This window comes from Polyangiaceae bacterium, assembly GCA_016715885.1.
GTDB lineage: Bacteria > Myxococcota_A > Polyangia > Polyangiales > Polyangiaceae > Polyangium.
On the sequence record JADJXL010000015.1, the window covers coordinates 1 to 16,464 of the forward strand.

At 58.9% G+C, this 16,464-nt stretch carries 14 protein-coding genes; 9 read left to right on the forward strand and 5 right to left on the reverse strand.

The window, feature by feature from the left end; all coding sequences use genetic code 11:
* The 6 genes from IPM54_13450 to IPM54_13475 form a co-directional block, all read left to right on the forward strand.
* On the forward strand, window positions 1-2,533 hold a 2,533-nt coding region (locus tag IPM54_13450), incomplete at its 5' end, for a type IV secretion protein Rhs (protein MBK9260810.1).
* A complete protein-coding gene (locus IPM54_13455; GenBank protein ID MBK9260811.1) occupies window positions 2,521-2,838 on the forward strand; it encodes a hypothetical protein in 318 nt (105 codons plus the stop codon). The genes IPM54_13450 and IPM54_13455, both read left to right, overlap by 13 nt.
* A 1,292-nt stretch (window positions 2,839-4,130) precedes the next feature.
* Window positions 4,131-6,293: a TonB-dependent receptor plug domain-containing protein gene (locus IPM54_13460; GenBank protein MBK9260812.1), complete on the forward strand. Its 2,163-nt coding sequence runs from the start codon at window positions 4,131-4,133 to the stop codon at window positions 6,291-6,293.
* Window positions 6,294-6,312: 19 nt separating this feature from the next.
* Window positions 6,313-6,684 carry a hypothetical protein gene (locus tag IPM54_13465; protein ID MBK9260813.1) on the forward strand — a complete coding sequence of 124 codons (372 nt, stop codon included), beginning with the start codon at window positions 6,313-6,315 and terminating at the stop codon, window positions 6,682-6,684.
* 245 nt (window positions 6,685-6,929) lie between these two features.
* Window positions 6,930-7,508: a hypothetical protein gene (locus IPM54_13470; protein MBK9260814.1), complete on the forward strand. Its 579-nt coding sequence runs from the start codon at window positions 6,930-6,932 to the stop codon at window positions 7,506-7,508.
* 296 nt (window positions 7,509-7,804) lie between these two features.
* Window positions 7,805-8,893, forward strand: a complete 1,089-nt coding sequence (locus IPM54_13475) for a hypothetical protein (GenBank protein MBK9260815.1) — start codon at window positions 7,805-7,807, stop codon at window positions 8,891-8,893.
* A gap of 167 nt (window positions 8,894-9,060) precedes the next feature.
* Here the strand turns inward: IPM54_13475 and IPM54_13480 are convergent, their stop codons facing one another.
* Window positions 9,061-9,600: a hypothetical protein gene (locus IPM54_13480; GenBank protein MBK9260816.1), complete on the reverse strand. Its 540-nt coding sequence runs from the start codon at window positions 9,598-9,600 to the stop codon at window positions 9,061-9,063.
* A 4-nt stretch (window positions 9,601-9,604) separates the two neighbouring features.
* Window positions 9,605-10,108, reverse strand: coding sequence for a hypothetical protein (locus tag IPM54_13485; GenBank protein MBK9260817.1), 504 nt, complete (start codon window positions 10,106-10,108; stop codon window positions 9,605-9,607).
* Between the two features lie 699 nt (window positions 10,109-10,807).
* Here IPM54_13485 and IPM54_13490 point away from each other — a divergent pair.
* From IPM54_13490 to IPM54_13500, 3 genes are all read left to right on the forward strand, one after another.
* On the forward strand, window positions 10,808-10,966 hold the full coding sequence (locus IPM54_13490; protein ID MBK9260818.1) for a hypothetical protein: 159 nt from the start codon (window positions 10,808-10,810) through the stop codon (window positions 10,964-10,966).
* Window positions 10,906-12,210 carry a transposase gene (locus IPM54_13495; GenBank protein MBK9260819.1) on the forward strand — a complete coding sequence of 435 codons (1,305 nt, stop codon included), beginning with the start codon at window positions 10,906-10,908 and terminating at the stop codon, window positions 12,208-12,210. Before IPM54_13490 ends, IPM54_13495 begins: the two co-directional genes overlap by 61 nt.
* A 768-nt stretch (window positions 12,211-12,978) precedes the next feature.
* The gene (locus tag IPM54_13500; GenBank protein ID MBK9260820.1) at window positions 12,979-13,758 is read left to right on the forward strand and encodes a hypothetical protein; all 780 of its coding nucleotides are present in this window, start codon (window positions 12,979-12,981) and stop codon (window positions 13,756-13,758) included.
* Between the two features lie 130 nt (window positions 13,759-13,888).
* Here the strand turns inward: IPM54_13500 and IPM54_13505 are convergent, their stop codons facing one another.
* The 3 genes from IPM54_13505 to IPM54_13515 are packed head-to-tail and all read right to left on the reverse strand — an operon-like array spanning window position 13,889 to window position 16,448.
* On the reverse strand, window positions 13,889-14,617 hold the full coding sequence (locus tag IPM54_13505) for a 16S rRNA (uracil(1498)-N(3))-methyltransferase (GenBank protein ID MBK9260821.1): 729 nt from the start codon (window positions 14,615-14,617) through the stop codon (window positions 13,889-13,891).
* Entirely contained in the window at window positions 14,614-15,510 is an 897-nt protein-coding gene (locus IPM54_13510) for a 50S ribosomal protein L11 methyltransferase (protein ID MBK9260822.1), read from the reverse strand. The genes IPM54_13505 and IPM54_13510 overlap by 4 nt, the downstream gene beginning before the upstream one ends.
* Before the next feature lie 35 nt (window positions 15,511-15,545).
* Window positions 15,546-16,448 carry a hypothetical protein gene (locus tag IPM54_13515; GenBank protein MBK9260823.1) on the reverse strand — a complete coding sequence of 301 codons (903 nt, stop codon included), beginning with the start codon at window positions 16,446-16,448 and terminating at the stop codon, window positions 15,546-15,548.
* Window positions 16,449-16,464: the final 16 nt, after the last annotated feature.

A 16,464-nucleotide genomic window follows, 5' to 3' on the forward strand; every position in this document is an offset into this window, starting at 1 on the left:
GCACACGTTGACCGAGCTCGATACATTGGGTCGACCCGTCGCAATCACGGATGCAGCGAACGGCAAAACGAAATACGCCTACGGCCCGTTCAACGCATTGCATTCGGTGACGGATCCAGGCAATGCGACAACAAAATGGACACGCGATGCATTTGGACGTGTGCGACAAATGGAGGAACCCGACCGCGGGACGACGACGTTCATCAACAATGGATTCGGCGACCTGGTTTCGTCGACGGATGCGCTGGGGCGCGTGGTCACGTTTGGCATGGACGCACTCGGACGCACGACGACGCGCACGGATACGCATGCTGGAAAAGGCTTGACGACGACGTGGACGTGGGATACAGCGCCAAACGGGATTGGCCGGTTGCACATGCTCGAAAGTCCCGACGGAATCAAGACGTACACGTATTCGAAGCGCGGGCAGCTCGAAGGGATGACGCTGTCCGTCGCGGGAGAATCGTTTACCGCGCAAATGACGTACGACGACCTTGGCAGACCGAAGTCGCTCGAGTATCCGTGGCCGCTGGGTGAAGAGCCGTTCGGCGTAACGTACGAGTACGACAAACGTGGCCATCGGCTGAGCGTGCGTGACACGTATACGAACGTCGCATATTGGCAATTGACGACTGTGGACGACGCCGGCCGGTACAAGGGCGAGGCTTTCGGCAATGGCGTGACGACGGCGCGGAGCTATCACGGCGACAAGCAAGCGCTGAAGAGCATCACGACGACGAAGGGCGCGGCGACCATTCAGCAATTGGCTTACGACTGGGATCAGCAGCTCAATTTGAAGAGCCGCACCGATGCATTGCAAGCGCAGAACAAGACGGAGCGGTTCAAGTACGACGCGTTGAATCGGCTCACGTGTGCGTATTATGCGCTCGCGGAGAATGCGAATGCGCCGTGCACGACGTCATACGGCTATGCGCCGAATGGAAACCTCACGTCGAAGTCGGACGTGGGCATCTTGTCGTATACCGATGCAAAGCATCCACATGCGGTCACCAATGCGCCGGGCGAGGCGTACTTCTATAATGCCGTCGGCAATCAAATTACGCGACCGGGCAACACGACGATAACGTATACGCCGTTCGATTTGCCGAAAACGATTTCGCAACCAGGCAAGACCGTGTCGTTCGGCTATGACGGCGACGAGCAAAGAATTCGAAAAACGACGCCGACGACGGAGACGCTCTACTTCGAGGACATCTTCGAGCAAGTGACGAGCGCTGGAGGGAAAGCATATCGATATTACGTGCATTCGCCAGAACGCGCCGTCGCCGTCGTCACGCGAGGTGGAGCGGAACCGGGAACGAGCTATTTGCATGTGGATCATGTCGGCTCGGTCGAGACGGTGACGAATGAAAAGGGCACCCAAGTCGAGAAACGCAGTTACGATGCGTTTGGGCAGCGTCGCAATGTCATTTGGGGGTCGCCTCCACCGGTGTCGTTCACGAGCAAAGTGACAAAAGGGTTTACGGGGCATGAAGAGGCGGACGAATTCGGTCTCGTCAACATGAAAGGACGCTTTTTCGATCCGCGCACCGGGCGATTCCTGTCGACCGACCCGATCATTGCGAACGTATACAATGGGCAAAGCTTCAACGTATACAGCTACGTTTGGAACAATCCCCTTGCATTCGTGGATCCTAGCGGATTCAATGGCGAGGGCATCGTCCACCAGCCGCCTTATCCGGACATACCATTACCCGCTGATCCAATCACGCCGAGCGACGAGTTTCGCGCTGAGCAAGACGCACGCCGCCATGCGCCACAACGCGAGGCGGACGGCGTTGGTGCAAAGCCGGCGTCGAATGACGTCGATACAACGGGCAACGGCGGCAGCACGCAGCCGCGAACGCCCACAACGGAGGACGATGCGCCGTCACCGTTTGCGCGATTCATCGAAGGCGCGGGCGAACGCGCCGGTGAGATAGCGCCAGAGCTTGCATTGGGATTGCTGATGAACCTCGTCGGCACACCAGCATCACCGGTAGCTCGCGCAAAACCAGGCAGTGGGTCGCTCGAAGGTGCAGGCGAACGGATGGCCGATGCAGTCAATGAGGTGAATCCGCTGTATACGGGGGCCATCGACGTGATCGAAGGCGCCGATGCGTACGACAGCGATGATTACGTCGGAATGGGTCAGGCGGCGACAGGGGTGGGCGTCACTATCGTGATGACGATCATTACGTGGAAGGGCGCGAAGACGACGAGAGGGCCGCCGAAGGCAACCGATTACTCTCACATCGCAGATCCAAAAAACATAGGCGCAAGTACCAGACCAACGCCGCGCCAGGTTCGTGAAATGAAAGCCGCTAATCGTGCAGAAAATGGGGGCGAGCTTCGAAGCGATTTGTCAGGTAAGCCGATGGTGGACGCCGCCAAATCACAGCGAGGCGTCACACCACCGCCAAATGAGGTGCAGGTCGACCATATTGCGCCGGTTGACAAAGGAGGCACGCGCACTCAATCAAACTTGCAACTCATCACCAGGGAGGAGAATCGGATCAAATGGAATCGTTGAACAAGAAAGCCTGGCCGTTTGACATACCTCCGGACGCGGCGGTCGTTACGACCAAATACGTTACGCACGAGGGCGCGCCGGTGCTCGAGGTCACGCATGAGTATGATGAGGAAGAAGGAGCTATCTGGCAATTCCATTGCGGCAATGGAGACTACCATGAGTTGGTGCTTCAGCTCGTTAGGCTTGACGAGATATTGGCCATGGACCGAACACTCTGCGAGCTTGCCCATCTACCGATAGGTTTTTCCGCGACCAGAAGCCACCTAGGCGATAATTGGATGATTGCCAAAATCGGTAACGTGTAGGCACCTGGGAGACTCGGCGGTCGATGTTCCGAAATCAGTTCCCATCGCACGGGTGGACGCAGCATTGGCGCATTTGGACGCTGACGCGGTTGCAGCGGCGTTCCCATCTATGCGCCATCAGGAGTAGGGACGCCCGCGTGCAAGTACGCTCAGCCCCGGTCCGCACGCTGGTCAATCCGTTCCCGCGCGGGGTCCACAGCGCAGCTTTTCTCAGACTGAGCGTGCACAAGTCAATGAAATTGGATCGGACACGGGATGCCATACATGCGGCGCCCGTCGAAATGGGGAAAGTAAACATGCCCTGATACGCATCGCTCCACGCAGCGATCGCTCGGTCACGCAACGCGTACGCATCCTCCAGCTCGCGAGCTTCCCGATCGTCGTCGGCGATGAACCCCGCGAGAATGCCGGCAATCTTGGCGCCATGCGTCCGCGCCGATGCAATGACCTTTTCGCTGACACGAATTCGATTCTGAAGCTGCTCGCCCAACGTCGTCATGTGCGGCCTCCTGTGTAGGAACGCCACATATCCCGACCCAAACATGGCGTCAAGGACATTCCTGAGCGCGCACATACGCAAGAGACTTCACATATCAACCGCCGTGAAGGCGTTTCGCAGATGGGGGACGTGATCACGGCTACTGTTGGGCCGTCTTGCGAATGGGAAACGTGATATCGGCGGCCGGGAAGGCGTTTCGCCGATGGAGAACGTGATCATGGCGGGCGTTGGGGCGTGGTTGCGATTGGGAAACGCCATATCGGCTGCCGGGAAGGCGTTTCCCAAATGGGAAACGTGATCACGGCGGCCGGGAAGGCGTGGTGAATCGATCGGGAGGCGATATCGGGCGTTGAGGTGGCGATTTCCACGTAAAAACAGGCGTCGATATGAGGTTTCCGCGCGTCATGAGGCTGTCTCGGCTCGATCGGCTCTCGATGCCCCATGTCGAGCTCGAGCTTGCGCAGTATCGCGACCATGGATTGCCGAGTCATCGCCTCGCTCGCGAAATGCGTAGCACGATGCCGCAAGTTCGTGCTACATGCTCGCCCTGCGTCGAATCATGCGGTCAGCCTTGTTCTTGCTCGTGGCGATGATCTGCGCCGCCGTACCGGCCGCTGCGCACGATGGCGTCGTGCCGCCGGTCCCGTTGACGCAGCCGAGTCCCGCGTGGCCGAACGGTCAAGCCGAAGCGCATGACGTCATCGTGCCGCTCGTGGCAACGGTCGCGCCGGACGGGCGCGTCGTGGCCGTCGAAGTGGAAGCGAGCGTTTCGGCGGAGTTCGACGCGGCGGCGATGCGAACGGTCACGGGGTGGACATTTGCCCCAGCAACGCGCAACGGGACGCCGGTCAAAGCCAAAATCCGCGTCGTCGCTCGGTTCGTGGCGCAGCCCCCTGCATCGCCACCATTGCCGACTCCACCAAAGGCGCCGCAATCGCCTCGCGACCCCGCGCCTCCGCCGCCTCCGCCGCCGGCGACGCCGATTTCCGTGACGATTGCGGGCGAAACGCCGCCGCGTAATGCATCCTCGGTCGTGAAAAAGCGCGATGTGCTCGGGGCTGCGCCACATCGTACGGCGAGCGACTTGTTAAAAGTTTTACCGGGCGTATTCATTACGCAACACGGCGGTCAAGGCAAGGCGCATCAAATATTTTTGCGCGGATTCGATGCGGGGCACGGGCAAGACATCGAATTGCGCGTCGCGGGCGCTCCCGTGAACGAAGTATCGAACGTTCACGGCCAAGGATACGCCGACCTGCATTTCATCATGCCCGAAGTGGTCCGGCGAGTTCGCGCGACTCCGGGGCCATTCGATCCGCGTCAGGGCGACTTTGCGGTCGCCGGGACCATCGAATTCGATTTGGGTCTCGCACAAGCGGGTTTCACGACGTCGTTCGGGCTTGGCACATATGGCGAGCGGCGCGTATTCGTGGCGTATCGTCCCAGGGACGCGTCCGAGGAAACCTTTGCGGCCGTGGAAGCGCAAAGCACGGATGGTTTTGGGCCCTCACGGGCAGCTCGTCGGGCTTCGGCGGTGGCGCAATGGGTGTTCCCCGTTGGAAATAACGTTTCGGTGCGCTTCATGGCTTCGGCATATGCAGCTCGATTTTCCTCGGCAGGCGTGCTGCTTCGCGACGATGTGGAAAATGGGGGCATCGATCGATTCGGCACGTACGATCCGCGTCAAGGTGGCGATTCGACGCGCGCACAAGTGGTCGTGGGGCTCGAGCACGAATCGGACGACGGCGCAGCTCGCTCGGCGCTGACACCGTTTTTCATTGGGCGGAGCTTGCGATTGCGAACGAACTACACGGGGTTCCTCGTGGATTCCGTGAATGGCGATTCGCAGCAGCAAATGAATGAGGCATTTACGTTGGGTTTTTCCGGGTATCATCGGCGCAAGATTCGCATTTTCTCGCCGGAGGATTCGCTCGAAGTGGGCACGTTCGCGCGCTCGGATTTCATCGATCAATCGCAAAAACGCCTTTCGGTCGTCGACGACCATGTGACGGGCACATTGGTCGACGCGAACATCCGCGCTGTCGATGCGGCGGCGTGGATCGACGCGAGCTTGCGGCCCGTGCGGCGCGTGGTCGTACGCGGGGGCGTGCGTGTGGATGGGCTTTATTATGGCGTGACGGACCTCGAGCGAGAAGGCAGCGGCGCGGCGCGAGCGGCCATGGGGACGCACGTGGGCGGCAAAGCAACGGTGGACGTCGCGCTGCATGAGCGGCTGCACGCGCTTGCGAGTTACGGGGATGGTTTCCGCTCGCCACAAGCGAGAAGTTTGGGCGACGGCGAGCGGGCGCCATTCACGACGGTGCGGTCGTTCGAGGGAGGGCTTCGATATGCGCACGGTGATCGCGCAAATGCGAGCGTCGCGGTTTTCCACACGCGCCTATCGGATGACCTGGTTTTCGAGGAAACGACGGCTCGCAACGAGCGTGCTCCGGCGACGATGCGGACGGGGTTTTCGTTGGATTTTACGATGCGCCCCAAGCCGTGGATCGTCGAGAGCGGGAGCGTGACGTACACGCATGCGACGTTTTCGGCGAGCGATGCGAATCATCAAGAAGGCGCGCTCGTTCCCTATACGCCGCTGTTCGTAGCGCACGCCGATGTTGCCTTGACGCCGAAGCTCGCGCGAATCCTGGGACGGGATCTCGTTGGGCACATTGGCACGGGCTTGTCGTATTTGGGGAGGAGGCCGCTGCCTTATGGCGAGTTTGGCAGGGATATTTTTCTTGCAGACGTGTCGGTTGGGCTGCGTCTGCGCGAAGTGGGCATCAAAGTCGACATGGAAAACCTGCTCGATGCGCAATGGTACGACGGCCAATTCACGTATGCATCGAGCTTCGTGCGTGGAGCAGCTCCGTCGCTGGTGCCTCGGCAGGTCGTGACCGTGGGCGCACCTTTTACGCTGATGGCGACCCTTTCTCTTTACCTTGGATCCTGATTCGAAAGGAACTACGAAGATGCATTCACGTTTTCAACGCCTCGGTTTCGCAGTGCTCGCCGGACCCATGCTGCTCGTGACGTCGGCGATGGTCGGCGCCTTGTCGAGCGTGTCCTGTACATCGACGACCGCGGAGAAGCGCGTCGTTTTGAACACGCGTATCGTGGCGGATGACGCGATCGATGCGCCCGTGGTCAATGCCTATGGCTGGTCGGTGGTGCTGACGCGTGCTGCATTGTCGATCGGGCCTCTTTATTATTGGAATGGCGCTCCTGCGTTCGCGGAATGGAAACCTCGTGATGACAGCGCAAAATCATCGCCATCGCAATGGAGGATTACGGGTTCAGTCGAGCCATTTCGCAAAGCTCGAATCACGTACGGCATCTGGTGATTCGCGGGATCAGTGATGATGCCACACCCGCCAAGGATGACCGGTGGCATCCGTATGCTGCGGCAGCTGCCGCAGCTTTCGCGAAGCATTTCCTATTGGATCGTCCAATCGAACCCCTGACCACGCAATCATCCCGTCCGTTGGCACCTTCTGCCAAACCATCTGGACACGTGACCAATGTTCGCACAGCGGATAATGCTGCAATCGTTCTCGCGCATGGACAGCATAGGGCACGCGTCATTGTAGTGGACGATAAGAACGTGTATTGGGCCACGGGAGATGCGATTATGTGCATTGCCAAAGCAAATGGCACAGTGCGACGACTCGCCGCCGCGAATACGTTTCACCTTGCGGTCGATGATAGCAGTATTTATTGGGCCGAGGAAGACAAGGTCATGTCGTTGGCAACAACGGGGGAGGAAGTGCCCAACGTGTTAGCCGAGGACGAAAATGCGCCAACGTATGTCGCAGTGGATGATAATTACATTTATTGGACAAACTGTGGTTGCCGAAGTGCTGACGGCGAAGTCAAAAAGGACCACAAGGTTCTGTTCACTCCTGGCACGCGCGCAATGCTGGGAGGGCCTAAATTCATAGCAGGCGGCGAATATGGTCCGGGGTTTATTGCCGTGGACAATACCCACATTTACTGGGCCAATTGCAAAGCAGGCGCCGTCATGAAGGCTCCAAAGGATTTCGAAGGATCCTCCGTCGAGCTGGCGCCTGGGCGAAGCTACCAAACCTATGGTGGACTCACGGTCGATAACAACAACGTGTATTGGACCGTGCAGGACCAGAAAACAGGGAGAATGGTGCACTCATGAAGGCGCCGATTTTCTGGAGAGCCTCATTATCCTCTCGCCGCCGGCCAAATCGATCCTCGTGACGTCGTGGTGGACCTCCGCAACGTGTATTGGGTTGCCGGTTGTTGCATCCACCGAATCGCAAAAACCGGCGGCCGAATCACGACCCTGGTCACGGAAGACGATCCGATCGGGGGGCTCGCAATCGACGACACGAGCATTTACTGGACGGTTCCGAGCACTGGGTTCGTGCGGATGAGAGGGAAATAGCGCACCTACCCTGACCTTGGTCATGCCACAACCCGCCTAGGACTTTCATGTCGACAATTGCCGACCTTTTCAATCTTGTTGTGCCAAGGGAGAAAGCCCATCCGAACTTCTTGATCGTGAAGGAGTTCGGCGACCACATTGGCGCGCGCTTTTTGATGAACCATTTTTTCTCGGAGATGGGCGATCCAAATGGCAATTTTCGCAAAGATTTTCAAACGGGTGGCTATTATGGGCGGGTTTTCGAGATAGCTTGCTACGCAGCTCTCCGAGCATATGGATTGGAAATTGACCACAGTTTCGAGCAGCCAGACTTCATCGTTTCAGACGGGAGCGTACGCGTCGCGATTGAGGTCGCTACGACGAACCCTGTAGATCGAGTGGCTACCGACGTTACGGCGCGCGCCCTTCAAATGATCCCAATCGACGAGTTGGCCGATAAATGCCAAGAAGACCTTCCGATCCGAATCGGTCGACTTCTCAACAACAAGCTGCAGAAGCAATACTGGCAACTGCCCCAGTGCAAGGACTTGCCATTTGTGCTCATGGTTGGACCGTTTCACGAGGCGGGTTCCAACTTCTATGTAGACGATAGCGTTGCTCGGTATCTTTATGGCATCGACGTTTTTCCTGACTGGATCGCGCGGAATGGGCTTTGGGTCCGTTCGGCGCCAATAAAGGAACATCATTACGATGGGAAGTCATGGCCATCGAATTTTTTTTCGTATCCGATGGCAGAGCATATTAGTGCGGTCATGTATTGCAATGCTTTCACAATGAGCAAATTCGTCAGGATGTCGATGATCGAGGGGTTGGCGCCGCCCTATCTTGCCGCCGTCAGGAAAGGAACAGGCTTCTTCGTCGACGACGCAGACGATGTGGGAATGGTGGAATTCGACTTCGATGTGGGAGATCCGGATGTGCCGTGTGAAACGTGGTGGGAGGGGTCGACCATCATCATGAACCCGAAGGCTCGGGTGCCATTACCGGATGATGCCCTCCCTTGCTCGAGCATTCTGCGGCTGGTAAACGAGCGCATTATCCGAACCGTATATGGTTTCCATCCATTGGTGTCAGCCACGCATTTCGGCAGACGCGATGGTTCGACAACGGTTGATTCGTCGGACCAGCCGGAATGAATTGAGCAACGTCCAGGAAGGATAAAGTCGCTGCTGGTTTGGGGAATGTCCCGCTCGCCGTTGACTTTGAGCGGCGCCCAATGACCACTTGCACTTCGTCTTCGGTTTCGGGGGTTGAATACGCGGGAGCGGCGCCTGCGCGTGTCGATGAAGCGACCCGCAGCAAGTCATCCTTCACGATACAGGATCCCATCGTGGTGGAGTTTACCAATTATTTCGTCAAGTTGGCGAAGCCCCGAAAGATGCTCGAAGCGATATCCAGCGTCTTTCAATGCATTTGCCACAATCTCGAGCAACCGTTTCCACTCAGAAATGAAGTCGACAGTTGCCACGACGAGCTTTGGCCGAAGTGCTAGTATTGATTCTGTCTCGCCTAAGACAGAATGCCATTGTGCGTCGATCGTGGTCGTTTCGGCGCTCCACTCGACGTTCCACGTTGCGGAAAAGGTATTCGATGGCCACTCGATGACCCGTTTACCAGTCGAATTCGACAACACGGCATCAATGAGCCCGATGACATCGTCGACCATCAGGCTAACGTCGTATTTGTAGCTGAGCGGAATGTAGATCCAATTCCACACGAGTACGGCGTATTCCGCTTCGAGTGGGAACACCGTCTGAATTGCATCTGACAGACTTTGGTCGTCGGCGTCGAAGGCCGTAAGACGGCGGGGATTGCTTGCCTGCACCGCGAATCGATAATTCATGCTTTTACTCCGCTGGATATCCATGAAACGTTCCCGTACCATTATTGCGAACCCAGAATCGACTCGCTGGAACAGTCGTACCATCAGGCCGGTGCACGACGGACGAGTGTCCCTTGGGTAAGTCAAACCATTGGTGTTCTCCAGGTTTTAGCGTGGCGGCCTTTTTGGCCCGCGTAGTCAAGATCCGCTCTGCTTCCCACTGACCTTGTGGCTTTCCGAGGCTCTTTGCCGTCGCCGGCCCTTCCTTCCATCCAACGCCATGCTTACCCGACCCCAGGGCCTTTGCTTCTGGCCGTGGAGCAACATCTCCAGATTTTGCGGGTGACGCCGCTCCTCCGTTGCTGGTTCGCGGCCCGCCTGCCATGTACAATTGCGTGATCCCTCGAATCCCCGCCGCGATATTCGCCACGCCGCCCACCGATAGCGCTCCCCAACTCCAGACGTTGCCCTCACTATCCAGCGCAAAAGTTGCGTTCTGACCGAGGGATATCTGGACAATCTCCGGCATAGCCGCCTTGTGGGCATCGCAGGAGGGCTCCACCGGAAGCGTCGGCTCGACGCCGCCGGAACCCCCAGAGCCCCCTTCGCCTTGGGCATTGGGACCGAACGACCCGGTTGCACATCCCAAACACGCGCTGGCGATAAAAGGTATCGCCCAACCCTTGAAGACTCGTTCGCATCAGTACCTCGCATGGATCGATATGTGTTCGATGCTCGGAACATGGTTTCTTAGACTACCCCAACTGAAGATGCTTGGCTAAACGTTTGCACGCGGCAATGTGCCGCGTTACGCCGGGCAGCGGAGCGCACTTTACAACTCATGCTGCCGTTTCCGAAGAAGCGTCGAGCGTGATCCGACTTCGCAACGAGCACATTGGTGGACGCGGTAGCGCTCTATTCATGATCGTGGAGTTTCGGCGACATCACGAGATCGTCGTCGGGCCGGCCGGGAAAGCGGTCGGGTAGGCGGGGTTGAGGGGCGCAAGTCGCGGCGGTTTGCGACGGCGTAAGGCCTGGCGGCCGCCACCCTCCGCCATGGCGGGCGCCAGGTAGCGGTACGAAAAACCATCGAGAAAACGCGAGGAAGTCGTTTGGCACGGCGAGCGCATAGCTCGCGTGGATGTTCGAGTCCGCGAGTCATGGTGAACACCCGCAGCCATACGCATACGAGCGTCGTCGCCCTGAGGAGAGTGTCCTTTATCGGGTAGTGAGCGAGGTATGGTCGTCGTTTCGTGAGCGAATCGAAGGATTGAGCGATTTGCCGAAGTTCGTCGTGCGCGAAGTGGACGAGATTTACGTTGCGGGTTGCTCGAACATGGGTTCGTCCGAGTCAAGTGTACGGATTGCGGATTCGAGCGATTGGTAGGGTTTAGCTGTAAACGCAGAGGATTCTGTCCGTCGTGTTTGGGCCGCCGGATGAGCGACACGGCGGTTTGGCTGACGGAACACGTGATTCCCAGAGAGCAAATTCGGCAATGGGTGTTGACGCTGCCGTGGGAATTGCGCGTTCGAGCGGGGTATGACCGTCAATTGTGCGCTTTGGTGTTGGATACATTCATTCGAGAATTGCAGCGAAGTTATCGATGGCGAGCGAAACGTGAATTTGGTTTACCGAGTGTGGATGATGCCTTTACGGGGATGGTGACGGTGATTCAGCGATTCGACTCGGCGTTGCGATTGAATGTTCATTTGCACACGCTGGTGCTCGATGGGGTTTACGTGAAAAGCGACGATGGTGGGCTGCGATTTCTGCGATTGCCGAGGCCGTCGGCGGACGAGGTGTACGACGTCGCATTTCGTACGGCGAAAAAAGTGGTTGCGATGTTGGAGAAAAAGGGTCGAAGCGCTGATGGGGCGTCGCATGACGAGGGTGAAAGCGAGATCGAGCCGGCGCTTTGTCGTGTTACGACATTGCGGGCCGAGCACCGAAGACGAGGATCGTGGATGGTCCGCGCTTGGGCAAAGGAGAATGTGCGGTCGTCGTCGACGGATTCAACGTCTATGCAGGCGACAGCATCGACGGTCGGGATCGTCGGCGAATCGAGCGGATGTCGGTATTTGGCGAGGCCGCCGATAGCGATGGATCGATTGACGGAAATGGATGACGGGGAATTGCGTTATGAGTTGAAGAAAGCGTGGCGAGATGGCACGCGCTTCGTGACGCTGGGTCCGTATGAGTTGATTGCGCGAATATGCGCGATGGTGCCTCCTCCACGATTTCACATGGTCCGATTCCATGGCGTATTGGCACCGAATTCGAGATTGCGTGAACGAGTCGTGGCATCGGCGCGGCCGTACGTGCCACCGAATGTCGAGCGACCAACGCCATTGCAATTGCCGTTGTTTGGAAAGCTCTTCGAGCAGCCGGATGCCGAAGTCAGTCACATGCGTCGAAAACCTTGGGCGTGGTTGCTTCGGCATGTGTTCGCTATCGACGTGAATGTATGTCCGAAATGCAGTGGGCGAATGAAATGGCGTGAGGTTGCATTGACGGCCGACGCCATACGCGAAGGTTTGGCAAGGGCGGGTTTCGCACGTGGGCCGCCGAAGCGGAAGAGTGCGCCGCTCGGGCAGATCTCGCTCCCGTTTGCGAAGATGCGTCGGGCGTGAATGGCGACGCATCTTGCGTGACGTTGCGCTCGCTTTTGCCGGCGCCAATGCACACGTGTGTCTGCCGGTCAAGAAAAATTCGACACGAGTCACTCTCGACGCTCCCCGAGCGAACCAGGACTGTGTCTAAATGCGTGCGAGTGCACAACTCCTCACGGATGACGCGTGGCGACGTACGCGCGTTAATGGCGAATTTCTGCCTTTGTTTGCCTTAGGCGCTTCCGAACCGCACACATCCTCTTCTTCAGCCACGCGCGCTCCTGCGTCAGCTCCACGCGCTTCGTGCTCAACCGCGCATGCTCTCTTCATCGACCACGCGCGCTCCTGCGTCAGGTCCACGCGCTTCGTGCTCAACCGCGCACGCTTCCTTCTTCAACCACGTGCGCTCCTGCGTCAGGTCCACGCGCTTCGTGCTCAACCGCGCATGCGCTCGTCTTCAACCACGTACGCTCCTGCCTTAGGTCCACGCGATTCGTGCTCAACCGCGCGCGTTCTGTTCATCAACCGCGTACGCTCCTTCGTCAGGTCCACACCCTTCTTTCCCAACCGCGCATGCTCTCTTCATCGACCACGTACGCTCCTGCCTCAGGTCCACGCGATTCTTTCCCAACCGCGGACGTCATCTTCATCAGTGACACGCGGTCTCGTCCCAGGATCACGCAACCCTGCATCAACACTGCACGTTTCTTCGCTGAACCCCATGCGGTCTGTGCTCGACATGCGTGTGCTGGCGCATGTAGAGTGCATCCCTTCCAGGAGGACATACGTATGGCGCTCGACTTGACTACACTTTCACCCGAAGCGCGTGCAGCGTTCATCAAAGATGGCGAACGATTCAGCTCCGAGGACACGCTCGCGCAGGCAAATCAAACATTGAATGCGTATGCAACGCATGGCGCGAAACTGGCGGATTATGGTTTTGACCCGGCCGATGCCACGGAATTGCAGGATGCGCGCGATGGATTGATTGCAGCCGGCGTCGGGCGAGAAGCAAAGCGCACGAGCAAAAAAATCGATACCGCGGCGCATTCGGCGGCAATGCGCAATGGGCAAGGCACTCGATTGCGAGCACGCTCGGTGCTGGGTGGCGCAAAGCGAACGTTATTGGCATCCGGAAACATTGCGACGGTGCAAAAAATCGAGGCGCTTTTGGAGCGCGATTCCGTTGCGGCCGACGATGCCGAGGGGCTCGCCAAGCAGCTCGATGCATTGAAGGACATGTTGAAAGAGCAGGCGATTGCCGATGCAGCCAAAAATCGCGGTGGGCCGAAAGCCGTCACGGACCTTGGAACGGACGCGCAGGCATTGCGAGACGCTGCCAAAGCAAAAGCGGAACCGCGGGGAACGCCTGCGGAAACCGAGCTGCTCGATTTGCTCGACGGAATCATCGTGAGTTTGGCACGTACAGCACGCGAAGCAGCCGAAGCGGCAGCGCGCGAATTGTCGGAGCCGGCCATGGCGACGGCATTCGAGCTATCGGCGCTGTACAAGCGTCGCGCAAAGAAAAAAGGCGATGAACCCACGGGCGGTGGTGGAGAAGGCGGCTGAACGACAAGCCGAGGTTGGCGCTCGCGTCGACGGCACCATGAGCTCCACCCCGTCGAACAAACGCTGTGTCCACCAAGCAACGCACGGCAACCGTTGCTCCTTGGTACTCAAACCATCTGCTGCGACAAACTCATCGCGCCAGGACAAACACCGCGCCCAACACCGCCGCACACACGGTCTCCGCTCGCAGCGTGAGCGGCCCGAGCGACACGCGCGATAGACCCGCCGACAGACACGCTTCAATCTCCGCTGCCGTGAATCCACCTTCGGGACCCACGACGAACGCAAGCTCCACGTCCGCGCCCACGTCGATGAGGTTCGCGCCGAGCGATTCCGTAGCTTGCGGATCGAGAACGAACCCAGCGACACCTTCACCGGATGCAAACATCGGCACGGCTTCGACGAGATCCATCGGCGAAGCGATCGCCGGGGCATCGCCACGACCACACTGCCGCGCAGCCTCGATCGCGATCTTGCGCCACCGCGACGCTCGCCCACCCGCAGGCCGCGCAACGGATCGCTCCGCAAACACCGGCACCACACGACTCACGCCAAGCTCCGTCGCATCTCGAACGATGGCGTCGAACTTGTCGCTCTTGCACGTCGCTTGAAGCAGCGTGACGCGCCGACGAGGACGCAGCGACGCAGCTCGAACTTCGCCTACGACGAGCGCGACCGACGACCGCTCCACGCCAACGATTTCGGCGTCTGCTTCGAGCGCTTGATCGGGATCGAAGAGCACCAGGCGATCACCTTCGCGCATGCGATGCACACGCGCGACGTAGCGCGAAGCGTCTTCATCCAGGATCGTGCGACCCGATTGAATGCGCAGAGCGGGAACGCGCAGAGGACCTTTCATGCTGCCCTGAATGCGATGGCAACCCAGTCGTCGCCCGAGCCGTCACCACGACGACGCGTTTCGACATAGGCAAGCGATCGAGCGAGCGACGTGTAACGCGTGACGACCTCGTCGTGCTCGGCGGCAAGGATGCCCGACAAAATCAGAAGTCCTCGAGGTGCGACGACACGCGCGAGATCATCCGCGATCACGCGAAGCACCTTCGTTTCGATGTTGGCGAGCACGATCGGATACGTCGTCGTGATCGTCTCGACGGTCGCTTCACGCACGACGACGCGATCGGTCAGCTTGTTGCGTTCGGCGTTTTCACGAACGACGTCGATGACTTCCGGATCGTTGTCGATGCAGAGCGCATCACGCGCGCTGTAAATGAGCGCGACGAGCGCGAGGATGCCGCTGCCCGTGCCGACATCGAGGACGCTCACGCCTGCAAGCGACTGCCGATGGTCGTGCAAGAGCTCGGACACGAGAGCCGTCGTTGCATGGAGCCCCGTGCCGAAAGCGCGCCCTGGTTCGAGCTCCAGCACATGTTCGTCCGATCGTTTGTGCTCATAAGAAACCCAAGGTGGGACGATCGTGATCGATGGTGTGAGCGCGAAAGGTTCGAAGTGTTCTTTCCAGGCATCACGCCAAGCGTCACCCACGATCTCTTCGATGCGCGGCGACATGTCCGGGTCTTGTTCGGTCAGAGCTGCGATGGCGGCGTCGGCTTCTTCGCGCGAAGCAAAACTGCCCACGAGTGTGACTTTGCCCTGGGCTGCGGACTTGGAGAGTGTTTGATCGTCGCGTTCTTCGACGCCCATCGCACCGAGGTCGAAGAGCAACGCGGAGAGCTCGTCGGCGCTGTCGCGAGCGACGTCGATGGCAACGAAGGGGTAAACGGGGTCGGTCATGTCGGGAGCAAGGTTGGCAGTGCTTGCTGAAGAAGCTACTCGCGCACGCTGATCGTGACGGTCGAGCTCCGCTGTTGCAGCAGGAAGTACGTGGCCGCGACACCTCCGCCAACGACGGCCAAGCTCACGGGAACCCAGAACCAGGGGCTCGAGAGCACGCCTCCCTTTTTCTCCGGCGCGGGCACGACGATGCGTAGCGGAGTTGCAACGTCACCACGCGACGTGAGCGGCAAGCCGCCCTTGTCGATGGCTTGCAGGTAGTACTCGACAAACGGGGGTTTTACGGCGGCTTTGGGAATTTCAGCGCGAAATTCGCCGAGCGTGAAGCTGACCGAAGCGGTGGAAAACTTTCCTTCGGAGCCGGATCGATAGGCGAGCGTCATGCCTCGAACGCGTCCGTCGGGATCTTCCACGCGGCCGGTGAGTTTGATGATCGAGCCAGGTGGAACCTGCGCTGGCGACGAGTGCATGATGCGAACGGGTTTTTCGACGGGTGCGTCGATTTTCTCTTTGCCGGGTTTGCCCTCGGCTTCCCACTTGTCGCGCGTGGCCTTGAAGAAGTCGCGAAAACGCGGCGATTCGGTTGGCGCAAGCTTGTACGTTTCGTCGAGCACGAGCAGGCCGCGCACGGCAGCATCGGCCTCGTCGTTGCGCTTCAAGACGATGTAGTTGTAGGCAAGCAGGCGATAGATTTCGATCTTCTCTTGCTTCGTGGATCCAGGCCGCAAGAGCGCTGCGGACAAAGTCTGGATGGACTCTTCGTACTCGGCGTCGTCGAAGAGCTCACTGCCGCGTTGGATGAGCGACGAAACGCTCGATTTGGCGTCCTTCGCAGCGGGTTGAGCGATGGCGGGCCGAGGTACCGCGACGAGCAGAGCGGCATGACACGAGGCGACGAGGGCGAGCGTCGCGGCAGCACGAGGCCAGACGAAGCGCATGTGGCAAAGGGTATCC

What these genes read in the sequence shown, in the direction of transcription:
- IPM54_13455 (MBK9260811.1), top strand. Translation starts at nt 2,521, where the DNA reads ATGGAATCGTTGAACAAGAAAGCCTGGCCGTTTGACATACCTCCGGAC.
- IPM54_13460 (MBK9260812.1), top strand. Translation starts at nt 4,131, where the DNA reads ATGCGAACGGTCACGGGGTGGACATTTGCCCCAGCAACGCGCAACGGG.
- IPM54_13465 (MBK9260813.1), top strand. Translation starts at nt 6,313, where the DNA reads ATGCATTCACGTTTTCAACGCCTCGGTTTCGCAGTGCTCGCCGGACCC.
- IPM54_13475 (MBK9260815.1), top strand. Translation starts at nt 7,805, where the DNA reads ATGTCGACAATTGCCGACCTTTTCAATCTTGTTGTGCCAAGGGAGAAA.
- IPM54_13480 (MBK9260816.1), bottom strand. Translation starts at nt 9,600, where the DNA reads ATGAATTATCGATTCGCGGTGCAGGCAAGCAATCCCCGCCGTCTTACG.
- IPM54_13485 (MBK9260817.1), bottom strand. Translation starts at nt 10,108, where the DNA reads ATGCCGGAGATTGTCCAGATATCCCTCGGTCAGAACGCAACTTTTGCG.
- IPM54_13500 (MBK9260820.1), top strand. Translation starts at nt 12,979, where the DNA reads ATGGCGCTCGACTTGACTACACTTTCACCCGAAGCGCGTGCAGCGTTC.
- IPM54_13505 (MBK9260821.1), bottom strand. Translation starts at nt 14,617, where the DNA reads ATGAAAGGTCCTCTGCGCGTTCCCGCTCTGCGCATTCAATCGGGTCGC.
- IPM54_13510 (MBK9260822.1), bottom strand. Translation starts at nt 15,510, where the DNA reads ATGACCGACCCCGTTTACCCCTTCGTTGCCATCGACGTCGCTCGCGAC.
- IPM54_13515 (MBK9260823.1), bottom strand. Translation starts at nt 16,448, where the DNA reads ATGCGCTTCGTCTGGCCTCGTGCTGCCGCGACGCTCGCCCTCGTCGCC.